Annotated in this window: 15 protein-coding genes; 12 read left to right on the top strand and 3 right to left on the bottom strand. The window is 72.3% G+C overall.

The window, feature by feature from the left end; genetic code table 11:
- Positions 1–26: 26 nt before the first annotated feature.
- The 5 genes from pgeF (at position 27) to E4U91_RS09460 (ending at position 3,818) form a co-directional block, all read left to right on the top strand.
- Entirely contained in the window at positions 27–743 is a 717-nt protein-coding gene (gene pgeF / locus E4U91_RS09480; protein ID WP_422070933.1) for a peptidoglycan editing factor PgeF, read from the top strand.
- Entirely contained in the window at positions 740–1,459 is a 720-nt protein-coding gene (locus tag E4U91_RS09475) for a YggS family pyridoxal phosphate-dependent enzyme (protein ID WP_137306434.1), read from the top strand. Before pgeF ends, E4U91_RS09475 begins: the two co-directional genes overlap by 4 nt.
- Positions 1,460–1,588: 129 nt before the next feature.
- On the top strand, positions 1,589–2,230 hold the full coding sequence (locus E4U91_RS09470; RefSeq protein WP_067231862.1) for a cell division protein SepF: 642 nt from the start codon (positions 1,589–1,591) through the stop codon (positions 2,228–2,230).
- A gap of 62 nt (positions 2,231–2,292) precedes the next feature.
- Positions 2,293–2,577, top strand: coding sequence for a YggT family protein (locus tag E4U91_RS09465; RefSeq protein WP_055633825.1), 285 nt, complete (start codon positions 2,293–2,295; stop codon positions 2,575–2,577).
- 53 nt (positions 2,578–2,630) lie between these two features.
- Positions 2,631–3,818, top strand: coding sequence for a DivIVA domain-containing protein (locus E4U91_RS09460; protein WP_137306433.1), 1,188 nt, complete (start codon positions 2,631–2,633; stop codon positions 3,816–3,818).
- Between the two features lie 209 nt (positions 3,819–4,027).
- On the opposite strand, the gene ileS is transcribed toward E4U91_RS09460, so the two are convergent.
- Entirely contained in the window at positions 4,028–7,180 is a 3,153-nt protein-coding gene (gene ileS / locus E4U91_RS09455) for an isoleucine--tRNA ligase (protein WP_137306432.1), read from the bottom strand.
- Positions 7,181–7,749: 569 nt separating this feature from the next.
- On the opposite strand from ileS, the gene E4U91_RS09445 reads away from it, so the two are divergent.
- The 6 genes from E4U91_RS09445 (at position 7,750) to E4U91_RS09420 (ending at position 13,606) form a co-directional block, all read left to right on the top strand.
- Positions 7,750–8,901 carry a TraR/DksA family transcriptional regulator gene (locus tag E4U91_RS09445; RefSeq protein WP_137306431.1) on the top strand — a complete coding sequence of 384 codons (1,152 nt, stop codon included), beginning with the start codon at positions 7,750–7,752 and terminating at the stop codon, positions 8,899–8,901.
- 74 nt (positions 8,902–8,975) lie between these two features.
- A complete protein-coding gene (lspA, locus tag E4U91_RS09440) occupies positions 8,976–9,629 on the top strand; it encodes a signal peptidase II (protein WP_137306430.1) in 654 nt (217 codons plus the stop codon).
- A gap of 38 nt (positions 9,630–9,667) precedes the next feature.
- Positions 9,668–10,612: an RluA family pseudouridine synthase gene (locus E4U91_RS09435; RefSeq protein WP_137306429.1), complete on the top strand. Its 945-nt coding sequence runs from the start codon at positions 9,668–9,670 to the stop codon at positions 10,610–10,612.
- Entirely contained in the window at positions 10,609–11,103 is a 495-nt protein-coding gene (locus E4U91_RS09430) for a GNAT family N-acetyltransferase (protein ID WP_137306428.1), read from the top strand. The genes E4U91_RS09435 and E4U91_RS09430 overlap by 4 nt, the downstream gene beginning before the upstream one ends.
- Positions 11,104–11,166: 63 nt before the next feature.
- On the top strand, positions 11,167–12,753 hold the full coding sequence (locus tag E4U91_RS09425; protein WP_137306427.1) for a Na+/H+ antiporter: 1,587 nt from the start codon (positions 11,167–11,169) through the stop codon (positions 12,751–12,753).
- A 112-nt stretch (positions 12,754–12,865) separates the two neighbouring features.
- On the top strand, positions 12,866–13,606 hold the full coding sequence (locus E4U91_RS09420) for an SDR family NAD(P)-dependent oxidoreductase (protein WP_137306426.1): 741 nt from the start codon (positions 12,866–12,868) through the stop codon (positions 13,604–13,606).
- 13 nt (positions 13,607–13,619) lie between these two features.
- On the opposite strand, the gene E4U91_RS09415 is transcribed toward E4U91_RS09420, so the two are convergent.
- Positions 13,620–14,744: a mechanosensitive ion channel family protein gene (locus E4U91_RS09415; protein ID WP_137306425.1), complete on the bottom strand. Its 1,125-nt coding sequence runs from the start codon at positions 14,742–14,744 to the stop codon at positions 13,620–13,622.
- 131 nt (positions 14,745–14,875) lie between these two features.
- Here E4U91_RS09415 and E4U91_RS09410 point away from each other — a divergent pair, with 131 nt between their 5' ends.
- Positions 14,876–15,466 (top strand): dienelactone hydrolase family protein, encoded by a 591-nt coding sequence (locus E4U91_RS09410; protein WP_137306424.1) that lies wholly within the window; start codon positions 14,876–14,878, stop codon positions 15,464–15,466.
- Here E4U91_RS09410 and E4U91_RS09405 read toward each other — a convergent pair.
- Positions 15,451–16,443: a zinc metalloprotease gene (locus E4U91_RS09405; RefSeq protein ID WP_137306423.1), complete on the bottom strand. Its 993-nt coding sequence runs from the start codon at positions 16,441–16,443 to the stop codon at positions 15,451–15,453. The genes E4U91_RS09410 and E4U91_RS09405 overlap by 16 nt on opposite strands.
- Between the last annotated feature and the right edge of the window lie 49 nt (positions 16,444–16,492).

The raw sequence follows: 16,492 nt of genomic DNA, 5'->3' as shown, positions 1-16,492 counted from the left end.
CTGACGTGACAGCACAGCGCGAGAACGTGAGCGGCGCGCACTTCGCCTTCACCGACCGGTGGGGCGGGGTGAGCGCCGCTCCGTATGCGGAGCTCAACCTCGGCGGCGCGGTCGGCGACGACCCCGGCGCCGTACGGACCAACCGGGACCTGGCGGCCAAGGCGCTCGGCCTGGACCCGGACCGGGTGGTCTGGATGAACCAGGTGCACGGCAGTGATGTGGCCGAGGTCGACGGCCCGTGGGGGACCCGGCCGGTGCCGGAGGTCGACGGCTTGGTGACCGCGGCCCGGGGGCTCGCCCTCGCCGTGCTCACCGCCGACTGCGTGCCGGTCCTGCTGGCCGACCCCGTCGCCGGGGTCGTCGCCGCCGCCCACGCCGGCCGGCCGGGGATGGTCAAGGGGATCGTGCCCGCCGCCCTCGACGCGATGCGGGCGCTGGGCGCCGAGCCGGCCCGCATCGTCGCCCGTACCGGACCCGCCGTCTGCGGCCGGTGCTACGAGGTGCCCGAGGCGATGCGCGCCGAGGTCGCCGCGGTGGAGCCGGCGGCGCACGCCGAGACCAGTTGGGGCACGCCCGCGGTGGACGTCGCCGCCGGGGTGCACGCCCAGCTGGCGCGCGCCGGGGTGCGCGACCGGGAGCAGTCGCCGGTGTGCACGCTGGAGTCGGGCGACCACTTCTCGTACCGACGCGACCGCGCCACCGGGCGACTCGCGGGATATGTCTGGCTGGCTGAGAGAACATGACGGACCGTAGGGACGAACTCGCCGGGAACCTGGCGACCGTGGAGCGGCGCATCGCCGCCGCGTGCGAGGCCGCCGGGCGCAAGCGCGAAGAGGTGACCCTGATCGTGGTCACCAAGACCTACCCGGCGAGCGACGTGCGGATCCTGTCCGAGCTCGGGGTGCGGCACGTCGCCGAGAACCGCGACCAGGACGCGGCGCCCAAGGCCGCCGCGTGCGCGGACCTGCCCCTGTCGTGGCACTTCGTCGGCCAGCTCCAGACCAACAAGGTGCGTTCCGTGGTCGGTTACGCCCACACCGTGCAGTCCGTCGACCGGTCCCGGCTGGTGACGGCGCTGTCGAAGGAGGCGGTGCGCCAGGAGCGCGAGCTCGGCTGCCTGATCCAGGTGGCGCTCGACGCCGGGGTGAGCGGGCGCGGGGAGCGGGGCGGGGTGTCGCCGGACGGCGTCGAGGAGTTGGCCGGTCTGGTCGCCGGCTCCCCGGGGCTGCGGCTCGACGGACTGATGACCGTCGCACCGCTGACCGGAGAGTACGCCGGACGGCAACGAGCGGCGTTCGAGCGGTTGATGGATGTGGCGACCTCCGTGCGCCGAGCCCATCCGGCTGCAACCATGGTCTCGGCAGGGATGAGTGCGGACCTCGAGCAGGCCGTGGCGGCCGGGGCGACACATGTACGCGTCGGCACCGCGGTACTCGGAGTCCGCCCGAGGCTCGGGTAACGTCGCCAGGAAGTCGGACCACAGCAGAAAATATGGTCATTTCCGCCACAGGGCGGGGCAGAAGGACCACGTGGATCGCGGGACTTGGCAGCCGTCAGCCGATCCACCACAGAGCGGAGGACTCAGAGCATGGCCGGCGCGATGCGCAAGATGGCGGTCTACCTCGGCCTCGTGGAGGACGATGGGTACGACGGCCGGGGGTTCGACCCCGATGACGACTTCGAGCCCGAGCTCGACCCCGAGCCGGAGCGCGACCACCGACGGCACGAGCCGTCCCACCCGTCACACTCCGCACACCAGTCCCAAAGGGACGAAGAGGTGCGAATCGTACAACCGCCCGCGCCCCGCGAGCCGGTGGCCCGCTCGACTTCGCTTCCCGCGGAATCCGGTCGTCCGGCGCGGATCGCCCCCGTGGCATCCATCACACAAGAACGTCAGTCCCTGGAGAAGAACGCACCGGTGATCATGCCCAAGGTCGTGTCGGAACGAGAGCCGTACCGGATCACCACACTTCACCCGCGGACCTACAACGAGGCCCGTACCATCGGGGAACACTTCCGTGAAGGCACCCCGGTGATCATGAATCTGACTGAGATGGACGACACAGACGCGAAGCGACTTGTCGACTTTGCGGCCGGTTTGGTGTTTGGTCTTCACGGCAGCATCGAGCGGGTGACGCAGAAGGTGTTCCTGTTGTCGCCTGCTAACGTCGATGTCACGGCGGAGGACAAGGCCCGCATCGCAGAGGGCGGGTTCTTCAACCAGAGCTGAGACGCACGGCCGGAAAACAGCAGTACGCAGCACGGAAAACAGGGGAGAGGGAAGCACCGAACATGGGCGTGGTCCTGGATGTCGTCTACATCGCGCTGATGGTGTTCCTCATCGTGCTCATCTTCCGGTTGGTCATGGACTACGTCTTCCAGTTCGCCCGCTCATGGCAGCCCGGCAAGGCGATGGTGGTCGTTCTGGAGGCCACCTACACTGTCACCGATCCACCGCTCAAGCTTCTGCGGCGGGTCATCCCGCCGCTGCGTCTCGGGGGCGTGGCGCTCGACCTGTCCTTCTTCGTACTGATGATCATCGTCTACATCCTGATCTCGATCGTGAGCCGGCTGTGAGCGATGTGAACTACCGTCTTGCCGAATGCCGACGACTACGTTGAGGTGAAGAGATGCCGTTGACCCCCGAGGACGTGCGGAACAAGCAGTTCACGACCGTCCGCCTCCGAGAAGGCTATGACGAGGACGAGGTCGATGCCTTCCTCGACGAGGTCGAAGCCGAACTGACCCGGCTGCTCCGCGAGAACGAGGACCTGCGCGCCAAACTGGCCGCCGCGACGCGTGCTGCTGCCCAGAACCAGCAGAACATGCGCAAGCCGCCGGAGCAGCAGGACCAGCAGCAGCAGGGCATGCCTCCCCAGCAGGGGATGCGAGGCCCCGGCGCTCCGGTGCCCGCCGGGATATCGGGCCCGCCGCAGCAGCAGATGGGTGGCCCCATGGGTGGCCCGCCCCAGCTGCCGAGCGGCGCCCCGCAGCTGCCCGCCGGCCCCAGCGGCCAGAACGGACAGCAGGGCCCCGGCCCCATGGGTCAGGGTCCGATGGGCCAGGGCCCGATGGGTCAGGGCGGCATGGGCCAGGGCGGCATGGGTCAGGGCCCCATGGGCCAGGGCCCGATGGGTGGTCAGCCCCCCATGCAGCAGATGGGCGGCCCCATGGGCGGTCCGATGGGCGGCCCCATGGGCGGCCCCGGTCAGGGTCCCGGTGGCGACAGCGCCGCGCGCGTCCTGTCGCTGGCCCAGCAGACCGCCGACCAGGCGATCGCCGAGGCCCGTTCCGAGGCCAACAAGATCGTCGGCGAGGCGCGTTCGCGTGCCGAGGGTCTCGAGCGTGACGCCCGTGCCAAGGCCGACGCCCTGGAGCGGGACGCGCAGGAGAAGCACCGCGTCGCGATGGGCTCCCTGGAGTCCGCCCGCGCCACGCTGGAGCGCAAGGTCGAGGACCTGCGGGGCTTCGAGCGCGAGTACCGCACGCGGCTGAAGTCGTACCTCGAGTCCCAGCTGCGTCAGCTGGAGACCCAGGCCGACGACTCCCTCGCCCCGCCGCGCACCCCGGCCACGGCCTCCCTGCCGCCGTCCCCGGCGCCCTCGATGGCCCCGGCCGGCGCGAGCGCCCCGTCCTACGGCGGCAACCAGGGCATGGGCGGCGGTCCGAGCCCCGCGGGTCCGTCCTACGGCGGTCAGCAGCAGATGTCCCCGGCGATGACCCAGCCCATGGCTCCGGTCCGTCCGCAGGGTCCGTCGCCGATGGGCCAGGCGCCCTCGCCGATGCGTGGCTTCCTGATCGACGAGGACGACAACTGACGGCCGCTCGTACGCCTTAGGCGTCGGCAGCGTCGGCAGCATTCAAGGGGCGGGGCCCCGGATTCCGATCCGGGGCCCCGCCCCTTTTACGCGTGTTGCGACGGGCCGGCCACCGACCGGTCCCGGCCGGGCGTCCGGTGGCGGTCAGCGGAACGGCGGCCGCCCCACGAGGGGCGGCCGCCGTCCACGAGGTGCGCGGTGGGCGCGGGTTACGCCTTGCGCAGGCGGAACGTCAGGGACAGGCCCTCGTCCGTGAAGGGCGCGCCGTAGGTGTCGTCCGCCTCGCCCTGGGCGAAGTCCGTCGCCAGGACCTCGTCCGCGATCAGCCCGCTGTGCCGGCTGAGCGCGGCGATCGTCTCCGGGTCGGTCGCCGTCCAGCGCAGCGCGATGCGGTCGGCCACGTCCAGCCCGCTGTTCTTGCGGGCCTCCTGGATCAGCCGGATCGCGTCCCGGGCGAGCCCCGCCCGGCGCAGCTCCTCGGTGATCTCCAGGTCCAGGGCGACCGTGGCGCCGGAGTCGGAGGCCACCGACCAGCCCTCGCGGGGCGTCTCGGTGATGATCACCTCGTCCGGGGCCAGCGTCACGGTCTCCCCGTCGACCTCGACCGACGCCGTGCCCTCGCGCAGCGCCAGCGACAGCGCGGCCGCGTCCGCCGCGGCGACGGCCCTGGCCACGTCCTGCACCCGCTTGCCGAACCGCTTGCCCAGCGCCCGGAAGTTGGCCTTGGCGGTCGTGTCGACCAGGGACCCGCCGACCTCGCTCAGCGAGGCCAGCGACTCGACGTTCAGCTCCTCGGTGATCTGGGTGTGCAGCTCGGGGGAGAGCGCGTCGAAGCCGGTCGCCGCGATCAGCGCCCGCCGCAGCGGCTGACGCGTCTTCACGCCCGACTCGGCGCGCGTCGCACGGCCCAGCTCCACCAGCCGTCGCACCAGCACCATCTGCTTCGACAACTCCGGGTCGATCGCCGACAGGTCGGCCTCCGGCCACGAGGACAGGTGCACCGACTCCGGGGCGCCCGGGGTGACCGGGACGACCAGGTCCTGCCAGACCCGCTCGGTGATGAACGGCGTCAGCGGGGCCATCAGCCTGGTGACGGTCTCCACGACCTCGTGCAGCGTGCGCAGCGCTGCCTTGTCGCCCTGCCAGAACCGGCGCCGCGAACGTCGCACGTACCAGTTGGACAGGTCGTCGACGAACGCCGAGAGCAGCTTGCCGGCGCGCTGGGTGTCGTACGCCTCCAGGGACTGGGTGACCTGGTCGGTCAGCGCGTGCAGCTCGGACAGCAGCCAGCGGTCCAGCAGCGGGCGGTCGGCCGGGGCCGGGTCGGCCGCGGACGGGGCCCAGCCGGACGTCCGGGCGTACAGCGCCTGGAAGGCGACCGTGTTCCAGTACGTCAGCAGGGTCTTGCGCACGACCTCCTGGATCGTGCCGTGGCCGACGCGACGGGCCGCCCACGGCGAACCGCCGGCCGCCATGAACCAGCGCACCGCGTCCGCGCCGTGCTGGTCCATGAGCGGGATCGGCTGCAGGATGTTGCCCAGGTGCTTGGACATCTTGCGGCCGTCCTCGGCGAGGATGTGGCCCAGGCACACGACGTTCTCGTACGACGACTTGTCGAAGACGAGGGTGCCGACCGCCATCAGCGTGTAGAACCAGCCGCGGGTCTGGTCGATCGCCTCGGAGATGAACTGCGCCGGGTAGCGGCTCTCGAACAGCTCCTTGTTCTTGTACGGGTAGCCCCACTGCGCGAACGGCATCGAACCCGAGTCGTACCAGGCGTCGATGACCTCCGGCACGCGGGTGGCCGTGCGGCCGCAGCCGTCCTGCGGGCAGGCGAAGGTGACGTCGTCGATGAACGGGCGGTGCGGGTCCAGCTCCGACTGGTCCGTGCCGGACAGCTCGGTCAGCTCCGCGCGGGAGCCCACGCAGGTGAGGTGGTCGTCCTCGCAGCGCCAGATGGGCAGCGGGGTGCCCCAGTAGCGGTTGCGGGACAGCGCCCAGTCGATGTTGTTGTTCAGCCAGTCGCCGTACCGGCCGTGCTTGACCGTGTCGGGGAACCAGTTGGTCTTCTCGTTCTCCTCGATCAGCCGGTCCTTGACGGCCGTGGTGCGGATGTACCAGGACGGCTGCGCGTAGTAGAGGAGCGCGGTGTGGCAGCGCCAGCAGTGCGGGTAGCTGTGCTCGTAGGGCAGGTGCCGGAACAGCAGGCCGCGCTCGGCGAGGTCCTCGGTGAGCTTCTCGTCGGCCTTCTTGAAGAAGACGCCGCCGACCAGCGGGACCTCCTCGCCGAAGGTGCCGTCCGGGCGGACGGGGTTGACGACGGGCAGGCCGTAGGCGCGGCAGACCTTGAGGTCGTCCTCACCGAAGGCGGGGGACTGGTGGACCAGACCCGTGCCGTCCTCGGTGGTGACGTACTCGGCGTTCACCACGTAGTGGGCCTCGGTGCCCTCCGGGAACTCCACCAGCTCGAACGGGCGCTGGTAGGTCCAGCGCTCCATCTCGGCGCCGGTGAACGTCTCCCCGGTGGGCTCCCAGCCCTCGCCGAGCGCCTTGCCGAGCAGCGGCTCGGCGACGACCAGCTGCTCCTGGCCGTCGGTCGCGACGACGTAGGTGACGTCGGGGTGCGCGGCGACCGCGGTGTTGGACACCAGGGTCCAGGGGGTCGTCGTCCACACCAGCAGCGCGGCCCGGCCGGCGAGCGGGCCGGAGGTGAGCGGGAAGCGGACGTAGACGGACGGGTCGACGACCGTCTCGTAGCCCTGGGCCAGCTCGTGGTCCGACAGGCCGGTGCCGCAGCGCGGGCACCAGGGGGCGACGCGGTGGTCCTGCACCAGCAGGCCCTTGCGGAAGATCTCCTTCAGGGACCACCAGACGGACTCGATGTACTCGGGCTCCATCGTGACGTAGGCCTCGTCGAGGTCGACCCAGTAGCCCATGCGGGTCGTCAGCTCGGCGAAGGCGTCCGTGTGGCGCAGGACCGACTCACGGCACTTGTCGTTGAACGCGGCGATGCCGTACGCCTCGATGTCCTTCTTGCCGCTGAAGCCGAGTTCCTTCTCCACCGCCAGCTCGACCGGCAGGCCGTGGCAGTCCCAGCCGGCCTTGCGGGCCACGTGGTAGCCGCGCATGGTGCGGAAGCGGGGGAAGACGTCCTTGAAGACGCGGGCCTCGATGTGGTGGGCGCCGGGCATGCCGTTGGCGGTGGGCGGGCCCTCGTAGAACACCCACTCGGGGCGGCCCTGGGACTGGTCCAGGCTCTTGGCGAAGATCTTCTGCTCGCGCCAGAAGTCGAGCACCGCGTGTTCGAGCGCGGGCAGGTCGACCTGGGCGGGCACCTGGCGGTACTGCGGCTGCGTGTTCAACGAGCTTCCTCCGGCGGACGTGCTGCCTTCCGTCGGAGGGACGAGAGCCGTGTCCTGCTCGTACGCCGGTTCGGCGGGCTCCCGCGGTACCACCCTCCTTGGCCCCCGGTGCGCCCTGTGCGCCGGTGAGCCCCCTCATTGGGGTCGCGATGCCGGTTCTACTGACCGCTGCGGCGGCTTTCCTCCGGCGGCTCCGGGGTGATCTTCACGTCGCGCTCGCCCCCGGGCTCCCACCGTCCCCGGGTCGCTCTGGGCTGCGTACGCCGCTACTCGTCCCCATCCACGCTTTTCGCTCCGCCCAGTGTACGGCGCGGCGGGGACCGTGGCCGACCGGGGCGGGGGTGACCCGAACGGAGCGGGGGTCCCCAGCGGGTGCGGGACCGCTCCCGCGGGCGGCCCGGGGAGCAGATTACCGGGCGGCGAGCCGGGCACAACGCAGGCAGGCTCAGTGCGCGGCGTGCGCGGGCGGGCGGATCGGGCGGTGTGCCCCGTTGCCGCGGGACTCAAGTCGATTTATCGTCCCAGCACGATGCGCGCGCAAGATCACACTGTGTGAAGGGGCCGCGGCCATGGTGGCGAAGAAGACCGCCGTACAGCAGTCGGGGCCGGGCATGTCCCGGAACCCGGGCACCTCCGCGGAGGCGGGCGCCCCTGCCTCCGGCGGGGCGGCCGGGCAGGTCGGCGCGGGGGCCACGGGGAAGGCCGGTGGTGCGCGGGCCGCCCGGGCCGCGGGGGCGGCGCCCGGTAAGGGGACGGCCGAGGAGGCGACCGCGAAGAAGACCGCGGCGGCGCCCGGAACCGGGGCGGCTACGGCGGCAGCGACGACTCGGCCGCGGGCTGCGAAGAAGGCGGCCGGTGCCAGGAAGTCGGCCGCCCCCGCCAAGAAGGCGTCGGCTGCCCGGACGACGCGATCCGCCGGGAAGACGGCTGCCGCCGCACAGGAACCGGCCGCCGCACAGGAACCGGCCGCCGCACAGGAACCGGCCGGCGGGCAGGATCCGGCCGGCGGTGCCGGGACGGCCGTCGCCCAGGAGTCGGCCGTGGGCGCGGACACCGCGGCCACCGGGCAGCAGTCGGCCGCCGGTGAGGGCGCCGGGGCGGGGAAGAAGAGCGCGGGGAACGGGCACGTGAAGGGGGGCCGCGGGGGGAAGGCTGCCGGGGCCGGGGCGGTGTCGGGTGCCCGGGGGAAGAGCAGGGCCAAGAAGGCGGGCGCGGCCTCGGCCGCGGAGCAGACGGGAGCCACGACAGTGGTTGCGAAGAAGACTCCAGGCACGGCCACGGCGGCGAAGACCGCCGTACCCAAGGCGCGGCTCGGGGCGGCGGAGCCCGGCGACCTCGCGGTGCGCCCCGGCGAGGAGCCCTGGACGCCGGAGGAGGTCGAGGAGGCCCGCACCGAGCTGACGAACGAGAAGGAGCGGCTGCGCGCCGAGCTCGCCTCGTCGGAGGCGGCCCTCACGGGCCTGATGCGCGACTCGGGCGACGGCGCCGGCGACGACCAGGCGGACACCGGGACCAAGAACATCACCCGGGAGCACGAGCTGGCGCTGGCCGCCAACGCGCGCGAGATGCTGGAGCAGACGGAGCACGCGCTGGAGCGGCTCGACGCGGGCACGTACGGCCGGTGCGAGAACTGCGGCGAGCCCATCGGCAAGGCCCGCATGCAGGCGTTCCCGCGCGCGACGCTGTGCGTGGAGTGCAAGCAGAAGCAGGAACGCCGGTAGGGAACCCGGAAGGCCGGCGGGGGAGGCGTGCCGTACCCTCGTCCTCAGTCAGGTACCTAGCTCGAGGGACTCACGTGGCAGAGGCGGAGCGGATCATCGGTACGCCGGACACCCCCGGGGCGGGGCCCGGCCCGGAGCAGCGCGACGTGCGGGGCACGGACGGCACGGATGGCATGGACGGCACGGACGGTGCCGGGCGTGCGGACACCGCGGCCGACGCCGGCGCCTCCGTCGCGCGGCCCCGCCGCCGGCGGGTCGCCGTGCTGTTCGCGGTCGCCGCGTTCGCCTACGCGCTCGACCTCGTCAGCAAGCTGCTCGTGGTCGCCAAGCTGGAGCACCACCGCCCGATCGAGATCGTCGGCGACTGGCTGAAGTTCGAGGCGATCCGCAACGCCGGGGCCGCCTTCGGCTTCGGCGAGGCCTTCACGGTGATCTTCACGGTGATCGCCGCCGCGGTGATCGTGGTCATCGCCCGGCTCGCCCGCAAGCTCTACAGCCTGCCCTGGGCGATCGCGCTCGGCCTGCTGCTCGGCGGGGCCCTCGGCAACCTCACCGACCGGATCTTCCGCTCGCCCGGCGTGTTCGAGGGCGCGGTCGTGGACTTCATCGCGCCCAAGCACTTCGCGGTGTTCAACCTGGCCGACTCGGCGATCGTGTGCGGCGGCATCCTGATCGTGCTGCTGTCCTTCCGGGGTCTGGACCCGGACGGGACCGTCCACAAGGACTGAGGGACGGGCGTGTCGCACCCGTCCGGCATACTCGACGGGTGAGCACGATTCCCGAGATCCGTACCCTGCCCGTGCCCGACGGCCTGGAGGGCGAGCGTGTCGACGCCGCCATCTCCCGCATGTTCGGCTTCTCCCGCACCAAGGCGGCCGAGCTCGCCGCCTCGGGGAAGGTCACGGTCGACGGGTCGGTGGTCGGCAAGTCGGAGCGGGTGCACGGCGGGGCCTGGCTGGAGGTCGAGATGCCGCAGGCGCCCCAGCCCGTCCAGGTGGTCGCCGAGCCGGTCGAGGGCATGGAGATCGTGCACGACGACGACGACGTGGTCGTGATCGTCAAGCCGGTCGGCGTCGCCGCCCACCCGTCGCCGGGCTGGACCGGGCCGACCGTGATCGGCGGGCTGGCCGCGGCCGGGTACCGCATCTCGACCTCCGGCGCCGCCGAGCGCCAGGGCATCGTGCACCGCCTGGACGTGGGCACCTCCGGCCTGATGGTCGTCGCCAAGTCGGAGCGCGCGTACACCTCGCTCAAGCGCCAGTTCAAGGAGCGCACGGTCGACAAGCGCTACCACACGCTCGTCCAGGGCCACCCGGACCCGACCAGCGGCACCATCGACGCGCCCATCGGCCGGCACCCCCAGCACGACTACAAGTGGGCGGTCACCGCCGACGGCAAGCCCTCGGTCACGCACTACGACCTGATCGAGGCGTTCCGCGCCGCCTCCCTGCTCGACGTGAAGCTGGAGACCGGCCGCACCCACCAGATCCGCGTCCACATGGCCGCCCACCGCCACCCGTGCGTCGGCGACCTGACCTACGGCGCCGACCCCACGCTCGCCAAGCGGCTGCACCTGACCCGGCAGTGGCTGCACGCCGTGCGCCTGGGCTTCGAGCACCCCGGGGACGGCGAGTGGGCGGAGTTCTCCAGCGACTACCCCGAGGACCTGCAGCGGGCGCTGGACCAGGTCCGTGAGGAGACCTACGGATGACCGGGCGGCCGGACGTCCCGGCGTCGTACACCGTGCGGGTCGCGGAGGACCTCGCCGACCGTGAGGCGTGCTTCGCGCTGCGCAAGGAGGTCTTCGTCGCCGAGCAGGGCGTCCCGGAGGAGATCGAGTACGACGCGTACGACGCCGTCGCCGTGCACGTGCTGGCGGTCCGCGAGGACGGCCTGCCGCTCGGCACCGGGCGGCTGCTGCACGGCGGGGCGGCCCTCGGCAAGACCGGCGGGGACGCCTCGGTGGGCTCGCTGGGGCGGCTCGCCGTCTCCCGCGCGGCGCGCGGCCTGGGGGTCGGCGCGGCACTGGTGCGGGCCATCGAGGAGGCGGCCCGCGCGCGGGGCCTCGCGGCCGTGGACCTGCACGCCCAGACGCAGGCGCTGGGCTTCTACGAGCGGCTGGGCTACGTGGCGTACGGGCCCCAGTTCCCGGACGCCGGGATTCCGCACCGGGCGATGCGCAGGGTTTTGCCCGCGGTGTGATCGCGTCGGCGTGGCAGGCTGGAGATCCGTTCCCGCGCCGTCGACCTGCCCGGAGTGCTGACCGTGGACCAGTTGGCCCTGTTGTTCGTGCTGTTGCTCGGGGCTGTGCTGAGCGTCCCGGTGGGGGACCGGCTGGGACTGCCCGCGCCGGTGCTGATGACCCTGCTCGGGATCGTGCTCGCGCTGCTCGACTTCGTGCCCAACGTACAGGTCCCGCCCGACCTGATCCTCCCGCTGGTGCTGCCGCCGCTGCTGTACGCGGCGGTGCGGCGCACCTCCTGGCGGCAGTTCACCGCCAACAAACGGCCCATCTTCCTGCTGGCCGTGGCGCTGGTGTTCGTCACGACGGCGTGCGTCGCCGTCGTCGCGCACAGCGTGGTGCCCGGACTGCCGATCGCCGCCGCCGTGGCGCTGGGCGCGCTGGTCGCGCCGCCCGACCCGGTCGCCGCCACCGCCGTCGCCGGGCAGCTGGGGCTGCCACGCCGTCTGGTGTCCATCCTGGAGGGCGAGGGCCTGTTCAACGACGTGACGGCCATCGTGCTCTACCACGTGGCGATCACCGCGGTCGTCAGCGGCAGCTTCGAGCTCGGCGGCGCCGCGCTGGAGTTCGTGCTCTCCGCCGTGGTCGCGGTGGCCGTGGGGCTGGCGCTCGGCTGGGGCGCCAACAAACTCCTCGACCGGCTCGGCGACGCGACCCTCCAGATCGGCCTCACACTGCTCGTGCCGTACGCCTCCTACGTCCTCGCCGAGGAGCTGCACGGCTCCGGGGTGCTCGCCGTGCTCACCACCTCGCTGTTCATCGCGGAGTACGCCACCGATCCCGACGACGTGCTGACCCGGCTCGCCGGACACGCCTTCTGGGACATCGTCGACACGCTCGTCACCGGCGTGGCGTTCGGCCTGATCGGGCTGGAGCTGCACAACGCCGTCCGTACGGCGTCCGGCCGGTGGAGCGAGATGCTGGGCTGGGCGGGGATCGTGGTGGCCGTCGTCGTGGTCGTACGGCTGCTGTGGCTGCTGCCGGCGACCTGGCTGACGCAGCGGCTGCACGCCCGGCGGGACCGGGACGAGGACATCCCGGTGAGCTGGCGGGAGACCGTGGTCATGTGGTGGTCCGGGATGCGGGGCGTGGCGTCGGTGGCGCTGGCCCTGGCGGTCCCGCTGAAGACCGACGACGGCGGCGCGTTCCCCGACCGGGACGAGATCATCTTCATCGCGTTCGGCGTGATCATGGCGACGCTGGTGGTGCAGGGGCTGTCGCTGCCGTGGCTGGTGAGGCGGCTCGGGGTGCGGGCCGACACCGAGCGGGAGAAGGCGTTCGAGCGGGAGCTGGCGGTGCGGGCCGCGAAGGCGGCGAAGGCGCGGCTGCGGGAGATCGAGGCGGTGGAGGAGCTGCCGGAGGAGTTCTCCGAGCAGATGCTGCGGCGGGCGTTCGAGATCGGGGTGCGGATCAGCCCGGACATCGGGGAGGAGGAGCGCAAGGAGGGGCACGACAAGCGGGTGCGCCGGCTGAAGCGGGTGCGGCGGATCCAGGGGGAGATGCTCAGCGCCGCGCGGCACGAGGTGCTGGCGGCGCGCAGCGAGGCGGGCGCGAACCCGGAGGTCGTGGACCGGGTGCTGCGGCAACTGGACGTGCGCAGCCTGCGCTGAGTCGGCCGGGCCCGTCCTCCGGTTCTCCCGTCCTCCGTTCCTCGCATTCCCCGCTTCACGGCAGTCGTGTGAACCCGGCCCTCCGCCCGGCCCCGGCGGGTACGCTCCGATCATGGCTCGGAACATCGTTGTCAGTGGTGGTGGCAGTGGGATCGGGTTGGCCGCGGCGCGGGTGTTCGCCGCCGACGGGGACCGGGTGGTGCTGCTCGGGCGGCGGGCCGAGGTGCTGGAGCGCGCCGGGGTCCCCGGGGCGCTCACCCGGGCCGCCGACCTGAGCGACGTGGACGACGTGCGGGGTGTCGCCCGGTTCGTCGCGGAGGAAGTGGGCACCGTCGACGTGCTCGTCCACTGCGCGGGCGGCAACGGCGGGCTCGAACCGCCGGCCGGCACCGACGACCCGCTGGAGCGCGCGGCCCACGACTGGGGCGTGAACTTCCGGCTCAACACCCTCACGGCCGTGCTGCTCACCGAGGCGTTGAAGGAACGGCTCGCCGAGCCCGGCGGGCGGGTGCTCTTCCTCAGCTCCATCGCCGCCTACCGGGGGTCCGGCAGCGGGGCGTACGGCGCGGCCAAGGCGGCCCTGCACCCGTACGCGCACGAATTGGCCCGGCAGCTGGGGCCGCGCGGGATCACGGTGAACGTGGTGGCGCCCGGATACGTCGAGGACACCGAGTTCTTCGGCCCGGCCATCGACCCGGCCCGCCGGGAACGGCTGGTCGCCGAGACCACCACCGGGCGGGCCGGCACCCCGGGGGACGTCGCCGCCACCCTGCACTGGCTGGCGTCCCCCGGCGCCGCCCACGTCACGTCCCAGGTCGTGCAGGTCAACGGCGGCGCCGAACGGGGTCATTGACGGCCCGTGGGGCTCAGCCCCGGCCGGTGCGCGGCTTCTCGTACGCCCGGTGGTCGGTGCGGAACTCCTCCCACGGCGTCCGGGACGGCACCCGGCCCGGCGGGGGCACCGCGCCCGCGGTGTTGACCCGGGGCAGCGCGTACGGGTGGTGCTCGGCCAGCCAGCGGATCATCTGCTCGCGCACCGCCACCCGCACCGTCCACACGTCATCGGCGTCCTTCGCCGTCACCAGGGCCCGCACCTGGAGGGTGTTGGGCGTGGAGTCGGTCACCACCAGGCCGTAGTCGCGCCCGTCCCAGGCCGGGCACTCGCGCAGGATGTCGCGCAGCTTCTCGCGCATCAGCTCGGTCGGCGCCGAGTGGTCCAGGTGCCAGTACACGATGCCGGTCATCTGCGGGGTGCCGCGCGACCAGTTCTCGAACGGCTTGGAGGTGAAGTACGACACCGGCATGGTGATCCGGCGCTCGTCCCAGGTGCGCACGGTCAGGTAGGTCAGCGTGACGTCCTCGACCGTGCCCCACTCGCCGTCCACGACGACCACGTCGCCGAGGCGCACCATGTCACCGAAGGCGATCTGGAACCCGGCGAACATGTTGCTCAGCGTCGACTGCGCGGCCACACCGGCGACGATGCCGACGATGCCGGCCGAGGCGAGCAGTGAGGCGCCGGCCGCGCGCATCGCGGGGAACGTCAGCAGCATCGCCGCGACGGCCATCACCCCGACGACCGCCGACACCACCCGCATGATCAGCGCGACCTGGGTGCGCACCCGGCGCACCCGTGCCGGGTCGCGCTGGGCGCGGGCGCTGGCGTACCGCTCGTACGAGGTCTGCACGATCGCGGCGGCGATCCGGATGACCAGCCAGGCCGTGGAACCGATCAGCACCAGGGTCAGGGAGCGGCCGATGCCGACCCGGTGCTCCTGGAGCAGTTCCGCCTCGTCGTAGGAGCCTCTGAGCAGGGCCGCGCACAGCACGAGTTGGTAGGGGATCCGGCCACGGCGCAGCAGGCCCCACAAGGGTGTCTCGTGGTGCCGGTCGTCCGCCTTGCGCAGCAGGAGGTCGGAGGCCCAGCCGATGACGAGTGTCAGTACGACCGCACCCCCGACCACGATCACGGGTCGGAGCAGGTTCTCCATGTCTTCGAACGTAACCGGGACCGCGGGGGCCTGAACCTGCCCCTTCTGTGACGATCGCCATGAACGTCCGTGCGGGGAGTGCCACGAGCGGCGTCGTGGCGGCCGTCGGCGGGACTGGCACCATGGTCCCCATGAACGTCATGCTCTTTCACTCGACCCATGGCCTCAGGCCCGCCGTGCACGCGGCGGCGGACCGGCTGCGTGCCGCCGGGCACGAGGTGTGGACGCCGGACCTCTTCGACGGACGCACGTTCGAGGACGTCGAGGAGGGCATGGAGTTCAAGGAGCGCATCGGCAAGGAGGACCTGCTGCGGCGGGCCGTGCTCGCGGCCGCGCCCTACGCGGAGCGGCACCTGGTGTACGCCGGGTTCTCGCTCGGCGCGTCGGTCGCGCAGACCCTGGCGCTCGGCGACGACAAGGCGCGCGGCCTGCTGCTCCTGCACGGCACCTCGGACCTCGCGCCGAACGCCTCGGTGGACGACCTGCCCGTGCAGCTGCACATCGCGGAGCCGGACCCGTTCGAGACGGAGGACTGGCTCGGTGCCTGGTACCTCCAGATGCGCCGGGCGGGCGCCGACGTGGAGATCCACCGGTACGCCGGGGCCGGCCACCTCTACACCGACCCCGACCTGCCGGACTACGACCGCGAGGCCGCCGAGGCCACCTGGCGGGTGGCGCTCGGCTTCCTCGCGTCGCTGGAGGAGGATCAGCCCGCGCGGTAGGCGGCCCAGCTCTGCTGCATGCGCGTCACCTGGCCCGGGGTGAACTGGTACATGCAGGCGTCGTACGTGTAGTCCATGAAGTTGTGGATGGGGTCGACGCCCGTCTTGTTGGTGCAGGTGTCACGGCCCGTCGGGCACTGGTACGCGGCGCTCTTCTCGGCCGGGGTGTCGTCGACGTAGTCGCCGCTGCCGCTGCAGCCGCCCTGGAAGGTGTGGTAGAGCCCCAGCCAGTGGCCGACCTCGTGGGTGGCGGTGTCGCCCTGGTCGTAGTTGGTCGCGGTGCCGCCCGGCAGGGACGCGTCGAGGATGACGACGCCGTCCATGGAGGGGCTGGACTTGTAGGAGCTGGGGAAGGTGGCCCAGCCGAGGAGGCCGCCGCCGAGGTTGGCGGTGTACAGGTTGAGCGCGTTCGCGCCGCCCTTGCGCAGCGCGGTCTTCATGGCCTTCTCGGCGGTGGAGCCGGAGGACAGGTTGTACCAGGTGGCGTTGTTCGTGTAGTCGGTGCCGGCCAGCGTGAACTGGAAGCCCGAGTCGGTGTTCCCGGTGCCCTGGCCGGCGTAGGCCGCGTTCAGGACGTTCATCTGGGCGTTGATGGCCGAGGAGCTGAGCTGGCCCTTGGTGCCGTCGGTGATGACGTGGAAGTAGACCGGGATGCTCGCCGCGGCCAGCGCGGAAACGTTTCGGCCCCCGGCGCGCAACTGGTCCAGCTTCTTGCGCAGGTCGGCGTTCATGCTCTGCGCCCGGGCCTCGGTGACCTCGTTGGGCTCCGCGGCGTGCGCGCCGCTGCCGGGGCGGGCCTGGCGGGCCGTCGCGTCCGCGGTGTCCGCGCAGGCGGAGGCGGCGGTGTGGGCGAGGGTTCCGGCCGCGGCGACACCGGTGGGCGTCGACAGCGGGGCGAGCATCAGGGTGCCGGCCACGGCGGCCGTGCCGAGAAGGCGTCTGCGCATCGGGGGGGACGTCCGGGCGAACGCACGCATGCTGACTCCTGGTGGAATCGGTGGGGAGAGGGGCGCAGGGGTCTTCCTG

It is taken from the genome of Streptomyces lasalocidi (assembly GCF_005280215.1).
Lineage (GTDB): Bacteria > Actinomycetota > Actinomycetes > Streptomycetales > Streptomycetaceae > Streptomyces > Streptomyces longwoodensis.
The sequence above is the reverse complement of the archived record's forward strand: the minus strand, read 5'-3'. Positions and strand labels throughout refer to the sequence as shown.

Coding starts and splice junctions, on each gene's coding strand:
- E4U91_RS09430 (WP_137306428.1), top strand. CDS start 10,609: ATGACCGGGCGGCCGGACGTCCCGGCGTCGTACACCGTGCGGGTCGCG.
- E4U91_RS09465 (WP_055633825.1), top strand. CDS start 2,293: ATGGGCGTGGTCCTGGATGTCGTCTACATCGCGCTGATGGTGTTCCTC.
- E4U91_RS09470 (WP_067231862.1), top strand. CDS start 1,589: ATGGCCGGCGCGATGCGCAAGATGGCGGTCTACCTCGGCCTCGTGGAG.
- E4U91_RS09445 (WP_137306431.1), top strand. CDS start 7,750: ATGGTGGCGAAGAAGACCGCCGTACAGCAGTCGGGGCCGGGCATGTCC.
- E4U91_RS09460 (WP_137306433.1), top strand. CDS start 2,631: ATGCCGTTGACCCCCGAGGACGTGCGGAACAAGCAGTTCACGACCGTC.
- E4U91_RS09420 (WP_137306426.1), top strand. CDS start 12,866: ATGGCTCGGAACATCGTTGTCAGTGGTGGTGGCAGTGGGATCGGGTTG.
- E4U91_RS09410 (WP_137306424.1), top strand. CDS start 14,876: ATGAACGTCATGCTCTTTCACTCGACCCATGGCCTCAGGCCCGCCGTG.
- E4U91_RS09415 (WP_137306425.1), bottom strand. CDS start 14,744: ATGGAGAACCTGCTCCGACCCGTGATCGTGGTCGGGGGTGCGGTCGTA.
- E4U91_RS09405 (WP_137306423.1), bottom strand. CDS start 16,443: ATGCGTGCGTTCGCCCGGACGTCCCCCCCGATGCGCAGACGCCTTCTC.
- E4U91_RS09475 (WP_137306434.1), top strand. CDS start 740: ATGACGGACCGTAGGGACGAACTCGCCGGGAACCTGGCGACCGTGGAG.